General features: G+C 70.1%; 17 protein-coding genes and 1 tRNA gene. 9 read left to right on the top strand and 9 right to left on the bottom strand.

Annotation, left to right across the window (positions count from 1 at the left end; translation table 11 throughout):
• Position 1 precedes the first annotated feature (1 nt).
• Positions 2-1,051: a CNNM domain-containing protein gene (locus V6S02_RS02265; protein ID WP_336399713.1), complete on the bottom strand. Its 1,050-nt coding sequence runs from the start codon at positions 1,049-1,051 to the stop codon at positions 2-4.
• Positions 1,048-2,448, bottom strand: coding sequence for a hemolysin family protein (locus V6S02_RS02260; protein ID WP_336399712.1), 1,401 nt, complete (start codon positions 2,446-2,448; stop codon positions 1,048-1,050). Before V6S02_RS02260 ends, V6S02_RS02265 begins: the two co-directional genes overlap by 4 nt.
• Positions 2,449-2,624: 176 nt before the next feature.
• On the opposite strand from V6S02_RS02260, the gene V6S02_RS02255 reads away from it, so the two are divergent.
• Positions 2,625-3,665, top strand: coding sequence for a lactonase family protein (locus V6S02_RS02255; protein ID WP_336399711.1), 1,041 nt, complete (start codon positions 2,625-2,627; stop codon positions 3,663-3,665).
• 76 nt (positions 3,666-3,741) lie between these two features.
• Here the strand turns inward: V6S02_RS02255 and V6S02_RS02250 are convergent, their stop codons facing one another.
• Positions 3,742-4,137: a hypothetical protein gene (locus V6S02_RS02250; RefSeq protein ID WP_336399710.1), complete on the bottom strand. Its 396-nt coding sequence runs from the start codon at positions 4,135-4,137 to the stop codon at positions 3,742-3,744.
• A gap of 181 nt (positions 4,138-4,318) precedes the next feature.
• Between V6S02_RS02250 and V6S02_RS02245 the strand changes: the two genes are divergently transcribed.
• The gene (locus V6S02_RS02245) at positions 4,319-5,305 is read left to right on the top strand and encodes an aldo/keto reductase (protein ID WP_336399709.1); all 987 of its coding nucleotides are present in this window, start codon (positions 4,319-4,321) and stop codon (positions 5,303-5,305) included.
• Positions 5,306-5,639: 334 nt separating this feature from the next.
• Here the strand turns inward: V6S02_RS02245 and V6S02_RS02240 are convergent, their stop codons facing one another.
• The 3 genes from V6S02_RS02240 to V6S02_RS02230 all read right to left on the bottom strand — a co-directional run bounded on the left by V6S02_RS02240 (position 5,640) and on the right by V6S02_RS02230 (position 8,951).
• A complete protein-coding gene (locus V6S02_RS02240) occupies positions 5,640-6,785 on the bottom strand; it encodes an ABC transporter permease (protein ID WP_336399708.1) in 1,146 nt (381 codons plus the stop codon).
• Entirely contained in the window at positions 6,782-7,834 is a 1,053-nt protein-coding gene (locus tag V6S02_RS02235) for an ABC transporter ATP-binding protein (RefSeq protein ID WP_336400763.1), read from the bottom strand. The genes V6S02_RS02240 and V6S02_RS02235 overlap by 4 nt, the downstream gene beginning before the upstream one ends.
• Before the next feature lie 103 nt (positions 7,835-7,937).
• Positions 7,938-8,951 (bottom strand): hypothetical protein, encoded by a 1,014-nt coding sequence (locus tag V6S02_RS02230; protein WP_336399707.1) that lies wholly within the window; start codon positions 8,949-8,951, stop codon positions 7,938-7,940.
• A 132-nt stretch (positions 8,952-9,083) separates the two neighbouring features.
• Between V6S02_RS02230 and V6S02_RS02225 the strand changes: the two genes are divergently transcribed.
• The 3 genes from V6S02_RS02225 (at position 9,084) to V6S02_RS02215 (ending at position 11,328) form a co-directional block, all read left to right on the top strand.
• The gene (locus tag V6S02_RS02225) at positions 9,084-10,052 is read left to right on the top strand and encodes a ring-cleaving dioxygenase (protein WP_124292590.1); all 969 of its coding nucleotides are present in this window, start codon (positions 9,084-9,086) and stop codon (positions 10,050-10,052) included.
• Complete coding sequence (locus tag V6S02_RS02220; RefSeq protein WP_336399706.1) at positions 10,049-10,687, top strand: alpha/beta hydrolase; 639 nt, start codon at positions 10,049-10,051, stop codon at positions 10,685-10,687. The genes V6S02_RS02225 and V6S02_RS02220 overlap by 4 nt, the downstream gene beginning before the upstream one ends.
• A 77-nt stretch (positions 10,688-10,764) precedes the next feature.
• Positions 10,765-11,328 (top strand): dihydrofolate reductase family protein, encoded by a 564-nt coding sequence (locus V6S02_RS02215; RefSeq protein WP_336399705.1) that lies wholly within the window; start codon positions 10,765-10,767, stop codon positions 11,326-11,328.
• On the opposite strand, the gene V6S02_RS02210 is transcribed toward V6S02_RS02215, so the two are convergent.
• The gene (locus tag V6S02_RS02210) at positions 11,307-12,020 is read right to left on the bottom strand and encodes a TetR/AcrR family transcriptional regulator (RefSeq protein ID WP_336399704.1); all 714 of its coding nucleotides are present in this window, start codon (positions 12,018-12,020) and stop codon (positions 11,307-11,309) included. The genes V6S02_RS02215 and V6S02_RS02210 overlap by 22 nt on opposite strands.
• A gap of 135 nt (positions 12,021-12,155) precedes the next feature.
• Between V6S02_RS02210 and V6S02_RS02205 the strand changes: the two genes are divergently transcribed.
• A complete protein-coding gene (locus V6S02_RS02205; protein WP_336399703.1) occupies positions 12,156-12,650 on the top strand; it encodes a DUF6326 family protein in 495 nt (164 codons plus the stop codon).
• Between the two features lie 122 nt (positions 12,651-12,772).
• On the opposite strand, the gene V6S02_RS02200 is transcribed toward V6S02_RS02205, so the two are convergent.
• Together V6S02_RS02200 and V6S02_RS02195 are read right to left on the bottom strand one after the other, a co-directional pair.
• Positions 12,773-13,582, bottom strand: a complete 810-nt coding sequence (locus V6S02_RS02200; protein WP_336399702.1) for an ABC transporter permease — start codon at positions 13,580-13,582, stop codon at positions 12,773-12,775.
• Positions 13,579-14,634 carry an ATP-binding cassette domain-containing protein gene (locus V6S02_RS02195; RefSeq protein ID WP_336399701.1) on the bottom strand — a complete coding sequence of 352 codons (1,056 nt, stop codon included), beginning with the start codon at positions 14,632-14,634 and terminating at the stop codon, positions 13,579-13,581. Before V6S02_RS02195 ends, V6S02_RS02200 begins: the two co-directional genes overlap by 4 nt.
• Positions 14,635-14,695: 61 nt before the next feature.
• On the opposite strand from V6S02_RS02195, the gene V6S02_RS02190 reads away from it, so the two are divergent.
• The 3 genes from V6S02_RS02190 (at position 14,696) to V6S02_RS02180 (ending at position 17,700) form a co-directional block, all read left to right on the top strand.
• Positions 14,696-15,691, top strand: coding sequence for a helix-turn-helix transcriptional regulator (locus V6S02_RS02190; RefSeq protein ID WP_336399700.1), 996 nt, complete (start codon positions 14,696-14,698; stop codon positions 15,689-15,691).
• An 80-nt stretch (positions 15,692-15,771) separates the two neighbouring features.
• Positions 15,772-17,568, top strand: a complete 1,797-nt coding sequence (gene arsA, locus V6S02_RS02185) for an arsenical pump-driving ATPase (RefSeq protein WP_336399699.1) — start codon at positions 15,772-15,774, stop codon at positions 17,566-17,568.
• Positions 17,569-17,624: 56 nt separating this feature from the next.
• A tRNA-Met gene (locus tag V6S02_RS02180) sits at positions 17,625-17,700 on the top strand.
• Positions 17,701-17,706: the final 6 nt, after the last annotated feature.

Here is a 17,706-nt window from a genome sequence, read left to right as displayed (position 1 = left end):
TCTAGGTCGGGCCCCCGACACCCGCCCCTCCCGCGATCGGCTGCGCGGCGGCATCCGGTCCGGGAAGCAGTTGCCCGAGAAGGTCGTCGATCGTGACCACGCCGAGCAGGCGCTGACCGTCCACGACGATCGCCAGCTGCACGCGCCCACGGCGCATCCGCAGCAGCGTGTCGTACGCCGACGCGGCCGGCTCGACCACGAGCGGCTTCCGCGCGATCGCGGCCACCGGCGTCGTCGGGATGAGCTTCAGCGTGTCGCGCACATGCGCAACCGCGCAGTCGGTGGTCGACCCCACGAGGATGCGAAGGTGCCCCGACTCCGCGGCCACGCGCTGCAGGTCGGCGACCGTGGCGTCGGCGGGGACGGATGTCGGCGCCCGGTCGACCCGGACGATCTCCCCCACCGTGCGCGTGCTCATGGCGATCGCCTGCGCGATCGGCTCGGAGTACTGCCGCTCGAGCGTGCCCGCCTCGCGCGAGTGCGCGACGAGTTCGCGGATGGTGTCCGCGTCCTGGCCGCCCACCGCCGCCTTCTCGACGGGCTCGACGCCGGACGCCCTGACGAGGCGGTTGGCGATGTGGTTGATCCACAGGAGGAACGGTCGCAGCGGCCAGGTGAGGGCGCGCGCCAGGATGCCGGTGGCTTTGGCCGCAACCTCAGGATGCGCGATCGCCCACGACTTGGGGGCCATCTCACCGACCACGAGGTGCAGGAAGGTCACCAGGATCAGGGCGAGCATGAACGCGATCACGCCCGAGAGCACCGCGGGCAGGCCCCACGCCTCCAAGACGGGGGCGAGCGCGTAGTCGATCGCCGGCTTGGTGATCGCGCCCAAAAGGAACGTGCAGGCGGTGATCCCCAGCTGCGCGAAGGCGAGCATGACCGTCAGCTCGTTCATTCCTCTCAGGGCCGCGCGCGCCGACGCGCTGCGGTCGGCCTCCTGCTCCAGCCGGTGGCGGCGGGCGGCGAGCAGGGCGAACTCGACGATGACGAAGAACGCGCTGGCGATGATCAGCAGCGTCGTGATGAGAGCGACGGTCCATCCGTTCATCGGTCCGCCTCCGTTTCCGCGCTGTCATCCGCATCGTGCTCGGCGTCGAGATCCCGCTCGTGGAGATGGACGGTCAGACGCGACGGCACGTGCCGCTCGATCTCGAGCACCTCGATCTCGAGCCAGCGCTGGATGTTCAGCCCCTGCACGGCCTCGCCCGCCCGCTCGGGCAGGTCGACCCGCACGACGGCACCCAGGGGTGGGAGGTCGCCGTGCTCGCTGATCGTCAGTCCCGCGACCGTCTCCGCTCCGTCGCGCTCCAGATCGTGCCCGATGAGCCGCTCCAGCTCGTCGAGGTGGACGTCGCCCGGCACCGTCCACGACGCGTCGCCGTCGGAGGTCACCTCGTCGACCTCCAGGTCGTGCTCGTCGGAGATCTCCCCCACGACCTCTTCCGTCAGATCCTCCAGGGTGAGGATGCCGTCGAAGTTGCCGTATTCGTCGACGACGCAGGCCATCTCGTTGCGAGTGCGGCGCATCCGCTCGAGCGCGATCGGCAACCGCATGGATGTCGGCAGGACGACCGCCTCGCGCATCACGCTGGACACCGGCGCGGAGGGGTCGTAGTGCCCGCGGAGCAGGTCGATGAGATTGACGATGCCGACCGGGGTGTCCTCGTCGCCGATGACCGGGTAGCGGGTGTGACCGGTCGACATCAGCGAGAGCACCTCGGCGATCGTGGTGTCGGGGGCGATCGAATCGATGTGGGAACGCGGCACCATCGCGTGCTCGACATCGCGCTGCGGGAAGTCCAGGATGCGGTCGATGATGTTCGACAGGTCGTCGGGCAGGTCGCCACTCGCGCGGGAGTCCTCGATGATCGCTTCCAGGTCGCGGGCGGTCGCGCTCTCGTCGACGTCTTCGAGCGGTTCGATGCGCAGAAGCCGCAGCAGGGCGTTCGCGGCGAGATCGAAGACCGCGATCAGCCAGCCGAACAGCGTCAGGTAGATGCGCGTGGGGACGGCGAGGGCACGCGCGAGCGGATCGGGGTTCGCGATCGCGAGGTTCTTCGGATACAGCTCGCCGAAGATCATCGTCACGATCGTCGCCAGGAGCAGAGCCCCCGTGGTGCCGATGATCACCGAGACCGTCGGGTCGAGTCCGACGCCGCCGAGCAGCGTGCCGATCGACTGTCCGATGAGCGGCTCGGCGACGTACCCGATGAGCAGGCCGGTGACCGTGATGCCCAGCTGCGCGCCCGAGAGCATGAAGGAGGTGCGCTTGGTGATCGAGAGCACCCGCCCCGCCTGCACGTCGCCCTTCTCGGCCTTGGCCGCCATCCGCGAACGATCGACGGACATGTAGGCGAACTCCTGGGCGACGAAGAAGCCGCAGGCGACGATGATCGCCAGTGTGACGATGATCCCCAGCAGCAGGGTCAGTGTCGCCGCCAGCATCCGGATTCACCCCCTCGCGAATGGAGGGGGTACGAAGATCGACCCTCCTGGTCGGTGGAGGTTCGGTGGTGGCGCACGGATTGCTCCCGTGGGTCAGTGGCGGGGATGAATCCACGATACGGGGTCGTCGGCGACCGCCACTCGGCGCCGGCCGTGAATCGACCTACGATCGAGGCATGACCGACTCTGCGCTCGTGCTCGTTGCCAACGCCGGAGACGGCTCGATCAGCGTCTTCCGTCTCGACGGAGAGCGGATGACGCGTCTCGCCGTCACGGAGGGGCTCCCCGCGTGCTCGACCTTCGCCGTCGACGCCGCACGCGACCTCGTCTACGCGGGGGTGAAGGGGTCGAAGGAGGGCGAGCCCGCCGGCATCGTCACCCTCGTGCTCGACAGGCAGACCGGTCGACTGGAGCCGCGCTCGCGGCTCGACCTCCCCGACGGCGGCATGAACTATCTCGCGCTCACGCGCGACGGATCGGGTCTCCTCGGCGCCGCGTACAGCGGGGGGTACGGCATCTCGTGCCGGATCGACGACGGGGTCGTCGGCGAGCCGGTGAGCCGGGTCGAGTTCGCGAACCTGCACGCAGTGCTGCCGAGCGCCGACGGGCGCTTCGCGTACTTCGTCTCACTCGGCGACGACCTCGTCGCGCAGTACGCGCTCGACGACGACCTGGCGCTCGTCCCGCTCGACCCCGAGACCGTGGCGGCGCCCGCCGGCAGCGGCCCCCGTCACCTCGTCGTGAACGCCGCGCAGGATGCGGTGTACGTGTTGACGGAGTTCTCGGGCGAGGTTCTGCACTACGCCCGCGACACGGTCGACGGCGCACTGCGTCTCATCGGTGCGGCGACGGCATTCGACACGACGAAGAACCTCACGCACAGCACGTTCGGCGCCGACCCGATGGCGGGGCACCTCATCTGGGGCGCCGACCTGCACTTCGGGGCCGACGAAGCGTTCGTCTGGGCGACCGAGCGCACCGAGAGCACCCTCGCGGCTGTTGCGGTGGGCGCCGACGGAGGGGTCACGGCGCCGAGCCGGTTCTTCGTGACCGAGCCGCAGCCGCGCGGCTTCGCGCTGAGCGCCGACGGTCGCTTCCTCGTCGCCGCGGGCGAGCGCTCGAGGACCGTGTCGCTGTACGCGGTCGACGGCGACGCGCTCGACCTCCTCCAGCAGGTGGAGACCGGTCGCGGCGCGAACTGGGTCCGCTTCGTCTGACCCCGCGAGGGTGCACTCCCCACCCGCGAGGGTGCACTCCCCACCCGTCCGGGGTGCGCTCGCCCCCGCCGCGACCTCAGCGAAACATCGCTTCGTACTCCTCGAGGGGCACAACCCCGTCCGCTCCCGCGATCAAGAGCGCGTCCTGAGTCACGATCGCGTCGGCCTGCAGCTTCGCGACGGCGAGGTATTCGGCCGGTCCCGTGTCATCCCAGTTCCGCTCGCGTGCGAGCGCGAACGCCGTCGCCCGCGACACCCGGTCGGCCAGCACCCGCACCTTCTGCGATGCGAGCGCCTCGAGCGTCCGCTTTGCCGCACGGTCATCGAGCCGCCCGGCTCGAACGTCGGCATAGACGTGACGCAGGGCGTCGGACCGCATGATCGCGGGCGCGACGAGGGAGTGCCCGCTCCCGACATCCCTCCCGTCAGCAAGAAGTCGTAACGCTGTCGCCGCATCGATCGCGAATCTCATGCGCCGAGCCTGCCACCGGTCGCCGACGCCCGCGAGGGTGCACGAACGGACGCCGGGCCGCCGCGCTCTCCGCAAGACGCGATGTGTCGACCCCGTTTTCCTGCCGACGCCTCGCGGCGTAGCGTCATTCGAGGAGCATCCGGATCGCCGGAAGGCCTGGATCCTCGGAAAGAGAGACACGATGCACACACGCACCCTCGGTCACGGACTTCAGGTCTCCGCGATCGGACTCGGATGCATGGGGATGTCGCAGAGCTACGGCCCGAACCCCGGCAGCCGCGACGACATGATCGGCGTCCTCCGCTCGGCGGTCGACCTCGGCGTCACCCTCTTCGACACCGCGGAGGTGTACGGGCCGTACGTCAACGAGGAACTCGTCGGCGAGGCGCTCGCGCCGGTGCGCGAGCAGGTCGTCATCGCCACGAAGTTCGGATGGGACATCCAGGACGGCAAGAGCGTCGGGGTCAACAGCCGACCTGACCACATCCGGCGGGTCGCCGATGCGTCGCTGCGGCGCCTCGGCACCGACGTGATCGACCTCTTCTACCAGCACCGCGTCGACCCCGAGGTGCCGATCGAAGACGTCGCCGGCGCCGTCGCCGACCTCGTCGCCGAAGGCAAGGTGCGGCACTTCGGCCTCTCGGAGGCATCGGTCGGGACGATTCGACGTGCGCACGCGGTATACCCCGTCACCGCGCTGCAGAGCGAGTACTCACTGTGGACGCGTGACCCCGAGACCGATGTGCTGCCGGTCGTCGCCGAGCTCGGCATCGGGTTCGTGCCCTTCAGTCCGCTCGGCCGCGGGTACCTCACCGGCACGATGGACGCGGCGACGACGCTGGCCGACGACGACATGCGTCGCGCACTCCCCCGGTTCGAGAAGGAGAACCTCGCGGCCAACCGCGCGCTCATCGACCATGTCGCGAGGCTCGCGGAGACGAAGGGGGCGACGCCGGGGCAGGTCGCGCTGGCGTGGCTGCTCGCGCAGCATCCCTGGATCGTGCCGATCCCCGGTACCCGGCGGATCGAGCGCATCCAGGAGAACATCGCTGCGACGACCGTTGCCTTGTCCGCGGATGAGCGCGACGACCTCGACCGGCTCGCGCAGCGCATCGGGGTTCAGGGCGAGCGCTACAACGCGCAGCACTTCCGCTTCGTCGACCGCTGACCGCGCTTCCCGCCCGCCCCCTCGCGAGGGTGCACTCCCTCAGCGCGAGGGTGCACTCCCTGAGCCCGAGGGTGCACTCCTTCCGCCTGAAGGTGCACTCCTTGCGCCTGAGGGTGCACTTCGCGAGCGCAAGGGCGCATTCCCTCGGTCGAGCGCACTCTCCGAGATGGGGGTGCGATTCACGCTGGAGGGTGAGGAACGAGTGCACCCCCGCGGGAAACGAGTACACCCCCGCGTGGCAGGAGTGCACCCTCGCGGGGAACGAGTGCACCCTCGCGGGGAACGAGCGCACCCCCGCGGGAAACGAGTGCACCCTCGCGGCGCGGCGCGGGCGCTATGCGATACGAGTGCCCGGGGGGAGCCGCCGCGACGGCGTGTGCGTCCGCACCGCGGCGCGCCACATCAGCAGCGCCAGGAGCGCCAGCTGCACCCCGAGCCCCACGAACCAGCTCGGCACGGTGCCCGCGACCTGCTCCTCGGCCGTCGGGTACGCCTCACCGGGTTCCAAGGTGGCGGTCTCGCACTCGTCGTAGACCTGCTGCGTCTCCGGCGCGATCTGCGCGGTGCGCACCCCGACCTTGAGCGTCCCGAACGCATCGACCGGGTAGCCGTCGCGCCACACCGTCGGCGTCGCATCGGCGAGGATCACGAACGGGTTCGCCGACAGCAGCCACCACACGCGGTCGAACCGCGGCACGGTGTAGGTCGAGGTCATCCACTCGCCGCACACATAGTCGGGCTCCTCCACCCCGGGCCCGAAACCGAGGTCGACGCACTCCGGCGACGGCGAGGTCGCACCGGGCTCGGCCGTCATGCACTCCTCGGGCACCTGCATCGGCTCCTGGAACACCGGCTGCAGGTACCGCTGCCGCGACTCGATCTCGGTCGGGAAGGCCGTTCCCACGAGCCCGAACGCAATGGGCGTCCCCACGACGAGCGCGGCGACCGTCAGATAGGTCACCGCCACCGAGAAAAGTGGACGAGCGAGGATGCCGCTGAGCGCGACCCCCAGCCCCGCGACGACCGCCACCTCGATGATGAGGATCACCAGCGACACCAGCAGCACGTCGGGCCGCACCTCGCCGAACACGGCGGCGAAGATGAGGAACGGCGCCGAGACGACGAGGAACGCGAGCCCCGTGATCCACGCCGCGAGGAACTTGCCGATGATGATGTCGGTCGTCGTCGCGAGCGTCACCTGCACCGGCGCCAGCGTCGCCGCATCGCGGTCGCCGTTGATGGCGTTGCCGCTGAGGGTGGGCGAGACCAGCACCACCAGCAGCAGCACGAAGAACACGATGATCGAGTACGCGGTGCTCCCCGCCTGCTGGAACGCGTCGCGCGGCACCGAAATGAAGGTCAGGGCTGTCACCCCGAGCAGCAGCAGACCGAAGATCCCGAGCAGCACGTACCAGGCGACGCTCCGCACCCGCTGGGTCAGTTCCAGACGGATGATGGTGGCGATACGTTGAGCGTTCATCGGTCACCCTCCCCCGCGGTCGGGGTATCGTCCACGGCCACCGGCGCCGCCCCTTCCCGCAGGTCGAGCAGGGTCTGCTCGAGCCGGCCGGTCGACGGGGCGAACTCCGCCACCGCGATCCCCGCGCCGACGATCGCCGCGAGCCCCGCCGCAGCGTCGGCGTCGCTCGCGAAGGCGACGAGCGCACCGGCACGGTCGCCCGTGACATCCGTCCTCCCCAGCGCGGTCGCGATCGCTGCTTGCGCTGCGAGCACATCGCCGCCCGCGATCCGCACGCGCCAGTACCGCTGACGCTGCGCCGACGCGGCGACCCGCTCGGCCGAGACCGACTCGCCGGCGATGAGGAACGCCGCGTCGTCGACGAGCTCTTCGAGCTCGGAGAGGATGTGGCTCGAGATCAGGACCGTCCGACCGTCATCGGCGAGTCGGCGCAGGAGCGTCCGAAGGTGCACACGCGATTCGGGGTCGAGGCCCGAGGCCGGCTCGTCGAGCAGCAGCACCCGCGGGTTGTGCACGAGCGCGCGGGCGAGCCCCAGACGCTGCTTCTGTCCGCGCGAGAGCACGCGCGCCGGCGCGGCGGCGAGCGCGCGCAGGTCGAGCAGGTCGATGAGCGCCTCGGCGCGTTGAGCGGCCTCGTTTCGCGGCAGGTCGTACAGGCGCCCGGTCGTGACGAGGGTCTCGCGCACCGTGAGTGAGCCCCATGCGCCGAGCGCATCGGGCATCCACCCGATGACGGCGCGGGCACGCTGCGGCTCGGCGACCGGGTCGATGCCGGCGACACGGATCTCACCCGCATCGGGAGCCAGAAGCGATGACAGCATCAGCAGCAGCGTGGTCTTGCCCGACCCGTTGGGCCCGACGAGCCCGGTGACCTTGCCGGGGAGGGCGTGCAGACTCACATCGCGCACGGCGTGGACGTCGCCGAACGACCGGCGGACGTGCGTGGCGACGATCCCGTCCGAGACGACTCCGCCGGATGCGATCCCCTCCGGGGCGATCCCGTCGCCGCCCCCCGCGGCAGCAGGGTCGGGTGCGGCGCCGTCAGGCATGGTCACGGGCTGGCATCGTCACGGTCAGGCAGGTCACGCGGCTCAGCCTAGGGCGCGGCCCCGACAAACCCGAGGAACCCCGGATGTACGTTTTCCGGGAATCTCACTCAGGAGGCGCACCGGCGCCCGCGCGTCGTCCCGGGACCGCCAGCGCTCCGCCGACGACGCACAGCACGCCGCCGGCCGTCGCCGCCCACCACGCCGCTGCGACCGGGAACTCCAGCCACACGAACGGAGCAGGGGCGAGACCTCCGAGCGGAGCGAGCGACGTCGCCCACGCTTCCGCAACGGTCTGACCGCCGATGATCCCGATGACCAGCGCGGGCAGCGCAAGCCCCGCACCGATCGCCGCGAGCACGAACCCGGTGGCCGCCCTGGGCCCCACCTGCATCACGAGCGCCCATGCCGCCGCCACGAACACCCAGACGAACAGCACCGCCGCGACGAGTGCGTAGATCCAGCGCAGCACCGGCTCGGTCCACAGGGCCGACCACGCCGCCGCCGGCCCGCCGATCGCGACCGGGATGAGTGTCCACACGCAGCGCAGCACGACCGCGCCCCCCGCAGCGGCCAGCACCGGCCACGGCGACCGCGCGCCCACGAGCGCCCTCAGCACGAGGACGGCGACGCACCATCCGCTCATCACGATCAGGAGGTGCACCCACGAGAGGAACGAGGTCTGCACCGCCCGCGTGCCGAGCAGCAGGGCTCCCGGAACGAGGATGAGCAGCCACTTGTCCAGCTGCAGCAGGCCGAGTGTCGACTCCCGGGCCCGCCAGGGCCGGGTCGAGCCGAGCCAGCTGGCGCGTGCGGCCGCGGCTCCCGGCCGACGCACGAGCCGCGTACGTGCGGCGAACATGCCGATCACGCCCCAGACGAGGGCGAGAAGAAGGATGCCGCGGGCCAGCCACGCCATGGACGCGTCGCGTCCGGGGTCGGCAGCTGCCGCACCGGTCAGCTGCACCCCGATCGTGGTGTCATCGACCACCGGGCTCTCTCCGGCGGGAAGCACCTGAAGGGTGGTGAGCACGACCGCGGTCACCAACCCGACGGCCAGCACCCCGGCCACGGCGGCCGCGACACCGGCGAGGATGCCCCGCCGTGTCACCGTCGCCATCCGATAACGCTAACGGATGCCGCGGCCCACCCCCGACCTGTCGCGATCGGCCGCGCTGCGGCATCCTGGAATGAAACAGATGATTCATGCGTTTGCATAGACATCATCCGGCATCGGACTTCAGGAGAGATCATGACCGCCGCCACACAGGGTCTGCACCACGTTACCGCGCTCGCGGGAGACCCGCAGAAGAACATCGACTTCTACATCACCGGGCTGGGGCTTCGACTGGTCAAGAAGACCGTCAACTTCGACGCCCCCGGCACCTACCACCTCTACTACGGAGACGAGGCGGGCCGCCCCGGCAGCCTCATGACCTTCTTCCCGTGGCGCGGCATCGCGCCCGGCCGCATCGGGGCGGGCCAGTCGACTTCGACGGCGTTCTCGGTTCCCGCCGGGTCGCTCGGCTGGTGGGTCGACCACTTCGCATCGGTCGGGTCCGAGGCGAAGATCACCTCGACGAGCTCGAGCGAGGAGCGCCTGCTCGTCCGCGACCCCGACGGGCTGCAGATCGAGCTCGTCGCCACGAACGAGAACGACCCGCGCGACCCGTGGGACTCCAAGAGCGTGCCGGCGGAGTACGCGATCCGCGGGCAGCACTCCAGCGTTCTGACCGTCCGCGACGCCGAGGGAACAGTCGGGCTCATGGTGAACGACCTCGGCATGCGCATCGTCGAGCAGGAGGGCGGGCGCACGCGCCTCGCTGCCGGCCCCGGTGGGCCCGGCGCCCTCGTCGACGTGCACGCCTCCGGTCTCGCGCCCGAGGGTCTGACCGCCGGCGGCACGGTGCACCACATCGCCTTCCGAGTGCCCGACCAGGAGACGCAGCTGGCGTGGCGCAACGACCTCGTCTCACGCGGACACCAGGTGACCGAGATCCTCGACCGGCAGTACTTCACGAGCATCTACTTCCGTGAGCCCGGCGGAGTGCTCTTCGAGATCGCGACCGACACCCCCGGCTTCGACATCGACGAACCCCTGCTCGAACTCGGCCGCTCGCTGAAGCTGCCGCCGTGGCTCGAGCCCTCTCGCGAGGCGATCGAGGCGCGCGTGCAGCCGGTGACGCTGCCGACCGAGAACAACCCCGAGGTCGCCGCGTGAGCGGGGCCGGCACGGCGGTCGACCTCGACGGCTGGCCGCACCTGTTCGAGCCGGGCGACGCCGACGCCCCGGTGCTGCTGACCCTCCACGGCACCGGCGGCAACGAGCGCGAGATCACCGCGCTGGTGTCGCACCTGTGGCCGGGCGCCGGCGTGCTCTCGCCTCGCGGACGGGTGAGCGAGCAGGAGATGACGCGGTGGTTCCGTCGCAGGGGCGAGGGGGTGTTCGACGTCGACGATGTGATCGTGCGGGCGGGTGAGCTCGCCGGGTTCCTCGCCGTCGCGCGGGAGCGGTACGGGCTCGGCGACAGGCGGGTCATCGCGGCCGGATTCTCGAACGGGGCGAACATCGGGCTGGCGACCGCGCTACTGCATCCCGAGACCCTCGACCGGGTCGTGGCGTTCAGCGGGATGTACCCGTTCGCCGACCGCGACCCCGTCGGGGATGCGTCGGCGGTCGAGCTCGTGCTGCTGAACGGCGCCGCGGACCCGATGGCGCCGTCGTCGAGCGTCGACCGTCTGGTCGAGGTGGCGCAGGCGCACGGCGCGGCCGTCGAGCGGCACGTCCGCCCCGGAGGCCACGGCCTCGCCCAGAGCGACGTCGACGCGGCGCGGAAGTGGCTGGCGGCGCGCTGACACGCGTCGCCCCGCGCCCCCCGCATTCGCGGGAGGGCGCCAAGGAGTAGCGTGAGCGACGACGCGAGGAGGCACTGGTGGGCAGGCTCATCTACACGACGAATGTCTCCCTCGACGGCTTCATCGAAGATCCACGCGGGGGCTTCGACTTCCTCCCGCCCGGCGACGATGTCTTCGCCGCGCACACGGAGCTGATGCAGTCGATCGGCACGCTCGTCTACGGCCGGCGCCTCTACGAGAAGATGGCGGTCTGGGAGATCGATCCGTCCTTCGCCGCACAGTCACCCGCTCTCGCCGCGTTCGCGGCGGCGTTCACCGACACCGACAAAGTCGTGTATTCATCGGCCCTGGTCGAGACGCCGACGGCGCGCACCCGAATCGAGCGCGACTTCGATCCGGCGGCGATCCGCGAAAGGAAGGATGCCGCTGACCGCGACCTCCTCATCGGCGGCGCCGACCTCGCGGGGCAGGCGCTGCGCGCAGGCCTCGTCGACGAGGTGCAGCTCTACGTCGCGCCGGTCTCGGTCGGCGGAGGGAAGTCGGGCCTGCCCACCGGCATCCGACTCGACCTCGAGATCCTCGGCGAGCGTCGCTTCGGCAACGGCGTGATGCTGCTGCGCTATCGCCCGCGCCCCGTGTGACCGAGGGGGCGCCCGCTCTCTCCGCCACCGCGCCGCGCCTCCAGCCCATCGAGGATGAGGTCGAGTCCGAACAGGAACTCCTCCGACGGGTCGTAACCCGCGGCGGCCAACGTCGTGGCGGATTCGCTGAGGTAGGGGAACTGCTCTGCCGGAAGCTGCGGCAGGTAGACGTCGTCGATCGCCTCGGCGAAGTCATCCGGGGTGTCCAGCGACAGTCCCCCCGCCTGCAGCGCGTGACCGTACAGGTAGCTGTCGAGCACCCAGTTGGCGTGCGTGGCCATCGCGACCGAGAAACCGGCCTTCCGCAGGCACGCCGTCACGGCCTCGTGATGACGGAGGTTCGCCGGCCCCGGCGCGGTCCGCGTATCGAGCAACCCGATCGCCCAGCGGTGACGAGCGAGCACCCCCCGGGCCGACAGCGCCCGCTCGCGGATCGCTTGCCGCCACTCGACGTCTTCGCGTGGCAACGCGATCTCGTCGAACACGACGTCGACCATCGCGTCGAGCAGCTCCTCCTTGTTCGCGACGTAGTGGTAGAGCGTCATCGCCCCCGCATTCAGAACGGTCGCGAGCCGGCGCATGCTCAGCCCGTGGACACCCTCGGCGTCGGCGAGCCGGATCGCCTCGAGGACCACTCGACGCGTGCTCAGACCCGCGGATGCCGCGGCACCGCCCTCCTCGTCGACTGACACCGCTCTCCCTCCGCCGTCTTGACAACCGTACAGCGTACGGGTCATAGTACAGCGTACGACGTACGGTGTACGACTCACCGCCGTCGCTCATCCACGGGCCGTGAGGCCCGGATCCTCCCAGAGAGAGAAGACACCATGACCACATCGACCTCACCCCGGCCGCTGCTCGACAGCACCCCGATGCCCGTCCGCGCGAAGCTCACCGCCGCCTGGACGAGCTTCGTGTTCCTGTACGTCTACGTCGACATCTTGAACTTCTACAAGCCGGGCGTGATCGATGGGATCACCGATGGATTCATCTGGCGCTTCGACATCAGCTCGACACTGCTGACGATCTTCCTGGTGTCGGTGTCGATCCCCGCCGTGATGGTGATCCTCTCGATGACCCTGCCGGCCCGCGTCAACCGCACGCTGAACCTCGTCGCCGCCGCGCTCCTCATCCCCTACTCGATCTTCAACGCGGCCGGCTCGACCTGGGAGTGGGCGGCGTTCTACGCCATCTCGATCGGGGTCGAGCTGCTGATCCTGGCGTTCATCCTCCGCACGGCCTGGACGTGGCCCCGCGGCACGGCCGTGCCGGTCGCGACCCGAGGGGAGTCCTCCCTGATGCGGGACTCCGCTCGCCGCTGACCGCGGGGACCACGCGCCCCGGCCTCCGTCCTAACTCCTGCAAAATCGGCGCTGAGGAGCGCGAACAGCCCCGCCGGGGCGCCCGCCCACCGATTCTGCAGGAGTTGGGGACACGCCCCGGCTCAGCCGCTCTTGCGCATCCCCCGCACCCCGACCGCGAGCCCCACCGCAGCCAGCAGCAGCGCCGCGAGCCAGCCCCACAGCACGACCGGAGCCGCGAGGTCGCCCGAGAGGAGCGCCCGCTCGGCCTGGACGACCCAGTTGACAGGGTTGACGCTTGCGATCGCGCGCATCCATGCGGGCCCGTCGTCCAGGGGCAGGAGCACGCCGGAGAGGATCAGCAGCGGGAAGATCAGGGTCTGCTGCACCCCCCAGAACAGCCATTCCCGGTCTTTCGTCTTCAGCGCCAGCGCGTACGACAGCGACCCCAGACCGACACCGAACACCGCCAGCAGCCCGAGGCCGACCACGAGCCCCGGCACATTCACCGCGAAGCCGAACGGCAGCGCGATCAACACGATGATGATCGCCTGGATGACGATGGGCGCCACCTCCTTCAGCGCCCGCCCGACGAGCAGCGACCCGCGCGAGATGGGCGCGACGAGGGTTCGCTCGTGCGAGCCTGTCATCATCTCGTACTGCAGGTTCGACCCGGTCGCACCGGTGCCGAAGAGCACGATCATCACCAGCACACCCGGCACGAACCAGCTCAAGGTCTCGCCGACGGGTTCTCCCGACTGCCCGACGAGCAGGGGAGCGAAGAGCCCCAGGAACACCAGCGGTTGCACGAGGCTGAAGATGAGCGTGAACGGGTCGCGCACCGTCGGACGCAGCTCCCGGGTGAGCACGTTCCAGGTGTCGCGCGCCGGGTTGGGCTTGACCGCGGTATCGGGGCGGGGGGAGGTCTCGGCGATGTCCGTCTGCGTGCTCATCGCACTGCTCCTTCGGTCTCGGCTGTCACAGCATCGTTGTCGGGCGCGGCGCTCGCGCCCGCGTCATCCGTCTCTTCGACCGGGTGCTCGGCGTCGCGGAGGGTCCGCCCGGTGAGACTCAGGAACACGTCGTCGAGAGTCGGCGGCACACCGGTCGCCCGCACCACCTCGATGCCGGCGGCGTCGAGTTCGCGCACCGCCCGCGGCAGCAGCGCGTCGCCTTCCGGCACCGCGACGACGAGATCCACGCCGCCTTCGCGTCGCACTTCACGCCGGCTCAGCGTCGCCACCACCGGAAGCGCGCGCTTCGCGGCATCCGCGGTTCTGAACCCCAGGGTCAGCACGTCACCCGCGAGCTCGGCCTTCAGCCGCGCGGCGGTGTCATCGGCGATGACGCGCCCCCTGTCCATCACCATGACCCGTTCGGCGTAGCGATCGGCCTCCTCGAGGTAGTGCGTGGTGAGGAAGACGGTCGTGCCGAATCGCTTACGGAGGTCGAGGATGTGCTGCCACAGGTTCGCCCGGCTCTGCGGGTCGAGTCCCGTCGACGGCTCGTCGAGGAAGATCAGCGGCGGGGCGTGCATGAGTCCCAACGCGACGTCGAGCCGCCGCTTCTGTCCGCCGCTGAGCTGCTGCACGGTGCGGGTCGCGAACCCCGAGAGATCGAGCGATTCGATGAGCTCGTCTGCCCGAGCGGATGCCGCGGCACGGCCCATCCCGTAGAAGGCACCTTGACTCAGCAGCTCGTCACGGGCGCGCTGGGCGAAGCTGCCGCTGGTGAGCTGACCGACGTACCCGATGCGGGCGCGAACGCCCGCAGGGTCTCGCAGGATGTCATGACCGACGACCCGCGCGGTGCCGGACGTCGGCGGGAGCAGGGTGGTGAGCATGCGCAGGCTCGTGGACTTGCCCGCGCCGTTGGGTCCGAGGAACGCGACGAGCTCGCCGCGCTGCACCTCGAACGTCAGGTCGGTGACCGCCGCCACGGTCTTCTTCTTGACGGTGAAGCGCTTGGTGAGCCCCTGCGCTTCGATGATCGGTTGATTCGCCATGGGTCGAAGGTAGAAGCGCACCCGGACAGATCCTGTCCGCAATCACGGGCAGAATCAATGCATGTCCGACACGACGACCCGCGCGCTCGCACTGCTGAACCTCCTGCAGACGCATCGGCACTGGCCCGGCACCGAACTCGCCGCGCGGCTGGGCGTCACCGAGCGCACCGTGCGGCGCGATGTCGAGCGGCTCCGCGACCTCGGCTACCGCATCGAGTCGACGCCCGGCATCACCGGCGGCTACCGCCTTGAAGCCGGGAGCGCGGTGCCCCCGCTGCTCCTCACCGACGAAGAGGCGGTGGCGATGGCGATCGGGCTGCGCGTCGCGGCATCCCAGCGTCTGGTGAGTGGACCCGAGACCACACTCACCGCGCTCGCGAAGCTCGAGCAGGTGCTGCCCGCGCCCCTTCGCCGCCGCGTGAACGCCCTCGCCGACGCGGTGCAGCCGGCGGGCATCCAGACGGGTGCAGCCGTCTCGAGCGAGGTGCTCGGCGAGCTCGCCCTCGCAATCCGCGACCACGAGCGGGTGCGATTCGACTACACCTCGATGACCGGCGCCGAGACCCGCCGCCGGGTCGAACCGCATGCCCTCGCCCCCGCCGACCGGCACTGGTATCTGCTCTGCTGGGACCTCGAACGCGACGACTGGCGCACCTTCCGCGTCGATCGTCTTGCTCGTGTCGAGCACACCCGGGTGCTCTTCGAGCCGCGGCCGCTGACCCCCGACGAGGTGGAGGACTTCATCCTCGTCGCCCGGTCGTGGACGCGGCAGCCCGTCGAGGCCGACGCCGTCATCGACCTGCCGTTCGAGGTGATGAAAGAGCACTTCGGCATCTGGGGGCAGGGCGCCACCGAAGAGGATGCCGCGCACACGCGGTGGCCCGTCGGTGGCGCCGACTTCCGCGAGACCATGTACGGCCTGTCGTGGATCCCGGCGGGGGTGGACTACACGACCGACCTCGCCGAGCCGTCGCGCTCCGAGCTGCGCGAGGTGCTCGAGCGGATGCTGCGCGCCCTCGACGCTCCTGCGCCGCCCGCTCGCGCTCCCGGTCGGTGAGCGCAAACGAAGACGAGGCTCCGGCTCGAAGGACCTCCGGCCCGCATCGTCGAGGTAGGCGGAGGAAGATGAGTGGTGCCATGAGATTCCTCGCGAACGCACCACGGTTCTTGTTCTTCACCGGCAAGGGCGGCGTCGGCAAGACGTCGGTCGCGTGCGCCACGGCCGTCCACCTCGCGACCGTGGGGCAGCGCGTCCTGCTCGTGAGCACTGATCCCGCGTCCAACCTCGGCCAGGTGTTCGGCATCGCGATCGGCAACGCCGTCACGGGGATCGCGTCGGTTCCCGGCCTCGATGCGCTGGAGATCGATCCCGCGCAAGCGGCCGACGCCTATCGGGAGCGCATCATCGGGCCCCTCCGAGGGCTGCTGCCCGAATCGGAGATCGCCGGGGTCATCGAAGGGCTCTCGGGTTCGTGCACCACCGAGGTCGCATCCTTTGATGAGTTCACGCAGCTTCTGACGGACGACGCCGCATACGGGCGATACGACCACATCCTCTTCGACACCGCTCCTACCGGCCACACCATCCGCCTCCTGCAGTTGCCCGGATCGTGGACGCGGTTCCTCTCGACCGGCGGAAACGCGTCGTGCCTTGGTCCCCTCGCCGGACTGGACAAGCACCGGGCAACGTACGCAGCGGCGGTGTCTGCGCTCACCGATCCCGACCGCACCCGGCTGATCCTGGTCACCCGCCCGCAACCGTGCGCGCTCAAGGAGATCGACCGCACGTTCGCCGAGCTGACCGCGATCGGCATGACGAACGCGTTCGTCGTGATCAACGGCGTCCTCCCCGAGAGAGCCGGCGACGAGCCGATCGCGGTGGCGCTGCGTCGTCGGGAGGCCGCCGCGCTGTCGGCCGTTCCGGCGGCGATCGCCGATCTGCCCCGCGATGTTCTGGAGCTCAAGGCCCGCGACGTCGTCGGCCTCGAAGCGGTCCGCACGTTCTTCGACCCCGAACTCGCCGATGAGGCGGTGGGGGATGCCGCCGAGACCGCCGTTCTGCCGGACGCGCCCCTGGTCGCCCTCGTGGATGAGATCGAGCGCGACGGGCGTGGTCTGGTGATGTGCATGGGCAAGGGCGGTGTCGGCAAGACGACCGTCGCCGCTGCCGTCGCCCTCGCCCTGGCCAACCGCGGTCACGAGGTGCTCCTGACCACCACCGATCCGGCCGCCCACCTCGACGACACGCTCGGCGCAGCGGTCGACGGCCTCACCGTGACACGGATCGACCCCGACATCGCACTCGAGCAGTACCGTGCGCACGTCATGGCGACGAAGGGGAAGGAGTTGGACGAATCGGGACGCGCGGCGTTGGCCGAGGACCTGACGTCGCCGTGCACCGCGGAGGTCGCGGTCTTCCACCAGTTCTCTCGGGCGATACACGACTCCCGACGGAAGTTCGTCGTGATGGACACCGCACCGACCGGACACACCCTGCTGCTCCTCGACACCGCCAGCTCGTACCATCGCGAGATCGCCCGCCAGATGGGAGCCGTGAACATGGCCTATTCGACGCCGTTGATGCGACTTCAAAACCCCGCACAGACGAAGATCCTTCTGGTGACGCTCGCCGAGACGACGCCTGTGCTGGAAGCGACGGGGCTGCAGGACGACCTGGAACGTGCCGGCATCCACCCCTGGGCGTGGGTGGCGAACAACTCGATCGCCGCGACGCACCCCCGCTCGCCGTTCCTGCGGACGCGAGCCCGCAACGAAGTCGCGCAGATCGACCGCATTCAGGAACTGACCGATCGCATCGCGATCGTCCCGCTGCTGCCCGACGAGCCGATCGGCGTCGCGCGGCTGTCGGCGTTGACAGGCGGAATTCCGCAGGGCGTCGAAGATCGCCCGACGACACACGCCGTCACACCCTGACACTCTCCTTCACATTCCTGGCCGCTGTCGCCGCCCTCACGTAACGTCGAGGGCATCGCGGCGATCCGGGCGGTCCCGGGCTCCGGCTCATATCCGGCAGCGTTGCGGGTTCGACTCCCGCCGTCGCGTCCACCTCAC

It is taken from the genome of Microbacterium sp. CCNWLW134, assembly GCF_037083565.1.
GTDB lineage: Bacteria > Actinomycetota > Actinomycetes > Actinomycetales > Microbacteriaceae > Microbacterium.
Note: the sequence above shows the minus strand (reverse complement) of the source record. Positions and strands in the feature narration are given on the sequence as shown.

What these genes read in the sequence shown, in the direction of transcription:
- arsA (WP_336399699.1), top strand. Translation starts at nt 15,772, where the DNA reads ATGAGATTCCTCGCGAACGCACCACGGTTCTTGTTCTTCACCGGCAAG.
- V6S02_RS02225 (WP_124292590.1), top strand. Translation starts at nt 9,084, where the DNA reads ATGACCGCCGCCACACAGGGTCTGCACCACGTTACCGCGCTCGCGGGA.
- V6S02_RS02230 (WP_336399707.1), bottom strand. Translation starts at nt 8,951, where the DNA reads ATGGCGACGGTGACACGGCGGGGCATCCTCGCCGGTGTCGCGGCCGCC.
- V6S02_RS02240 (WP_336399708.1), bottom strand. Translation starts at nt 6,785, where the DNA reads ATGAACGCTCAACGTATCGCCACCATCATCCGTCTGGAACTGACCCAG.
- V6S02_RS02265 (WP_336399713.1), bottom strand. Translation starts at nt 1,051, where the DNA reads ATGAACGGATGGACCGTCGCTCTCATCACGACGCTGCTGATCATCGCC.
- V6S02_RS02250 (WP_336399710.1), bottom strand. Translation starts at nt 4,137, where the DNA reads ATGAGATTCGCGATCGATGCGGCGACAGCGTTACGACTTCTTGCTGAC.
- V6S02_RS02200 (WP_336399702.1), bottom strand. Translation starts at nt 13,582, where the DNA reads ATGAGCACGCAGACGGACATCGCCGAGACCTCCCCCCGCCCCGATACC.
- V6S02_RS02260 (WP_336399712.1), bottom strand. Translation starts at nt 2,448, where the DNA reads ATGCTGGCGGCGACACTGACCCTGCTGCTGGGGATCATCGTCACACTG.
- V6S02_RS02195 (WP_336399701.1), bottom strand. Translation starts at nt 14,634, where the DNA reads ATGGCGAATCAACCGATCATCGAAGCGCAGGGGCTCACCAAGCGCTTC.
- V6S02_RS02255 (WP_336399711.1), top strand. Translation starts at nt 2,625, where the DNA reads ATGACCGACTCTGCGCTCGTGCTCGTTGCCAACGCCGGAGACGGCTCG.
- V6S02_RS02205 (WP_336399703.1), top strand. Translation starts at nt 12,156, where the DNA reads ATGACCACATCGACCTCACCCCGGCCGCTGCTCGACAGCACCCCGATG.
- V6S02_RS02245 (WP_336399709.1), top strand. Translation starts at nt 4,319, where the DNA reads ATGCACACACGCACCCTCGGTCACGGACTTCAGGTCTCCGCGATCGGA.
- V6S02_RS02235 (WP_336400763.1), bottom strand. Translation starts at nt 7,834, where the DNA reads ATGCCTGACGGCGCCGCACCCGACCCTGCTGCCGCGGGGGGCGGCGAC.
- V6S02_RS02190 (WP_336399700.1), top strand. Translation starts at nt 14,696, where the DNA reads ATGTCCGACACGACGACCCGCGCGCTCGCACTGCTGAACCTCCTGCAG.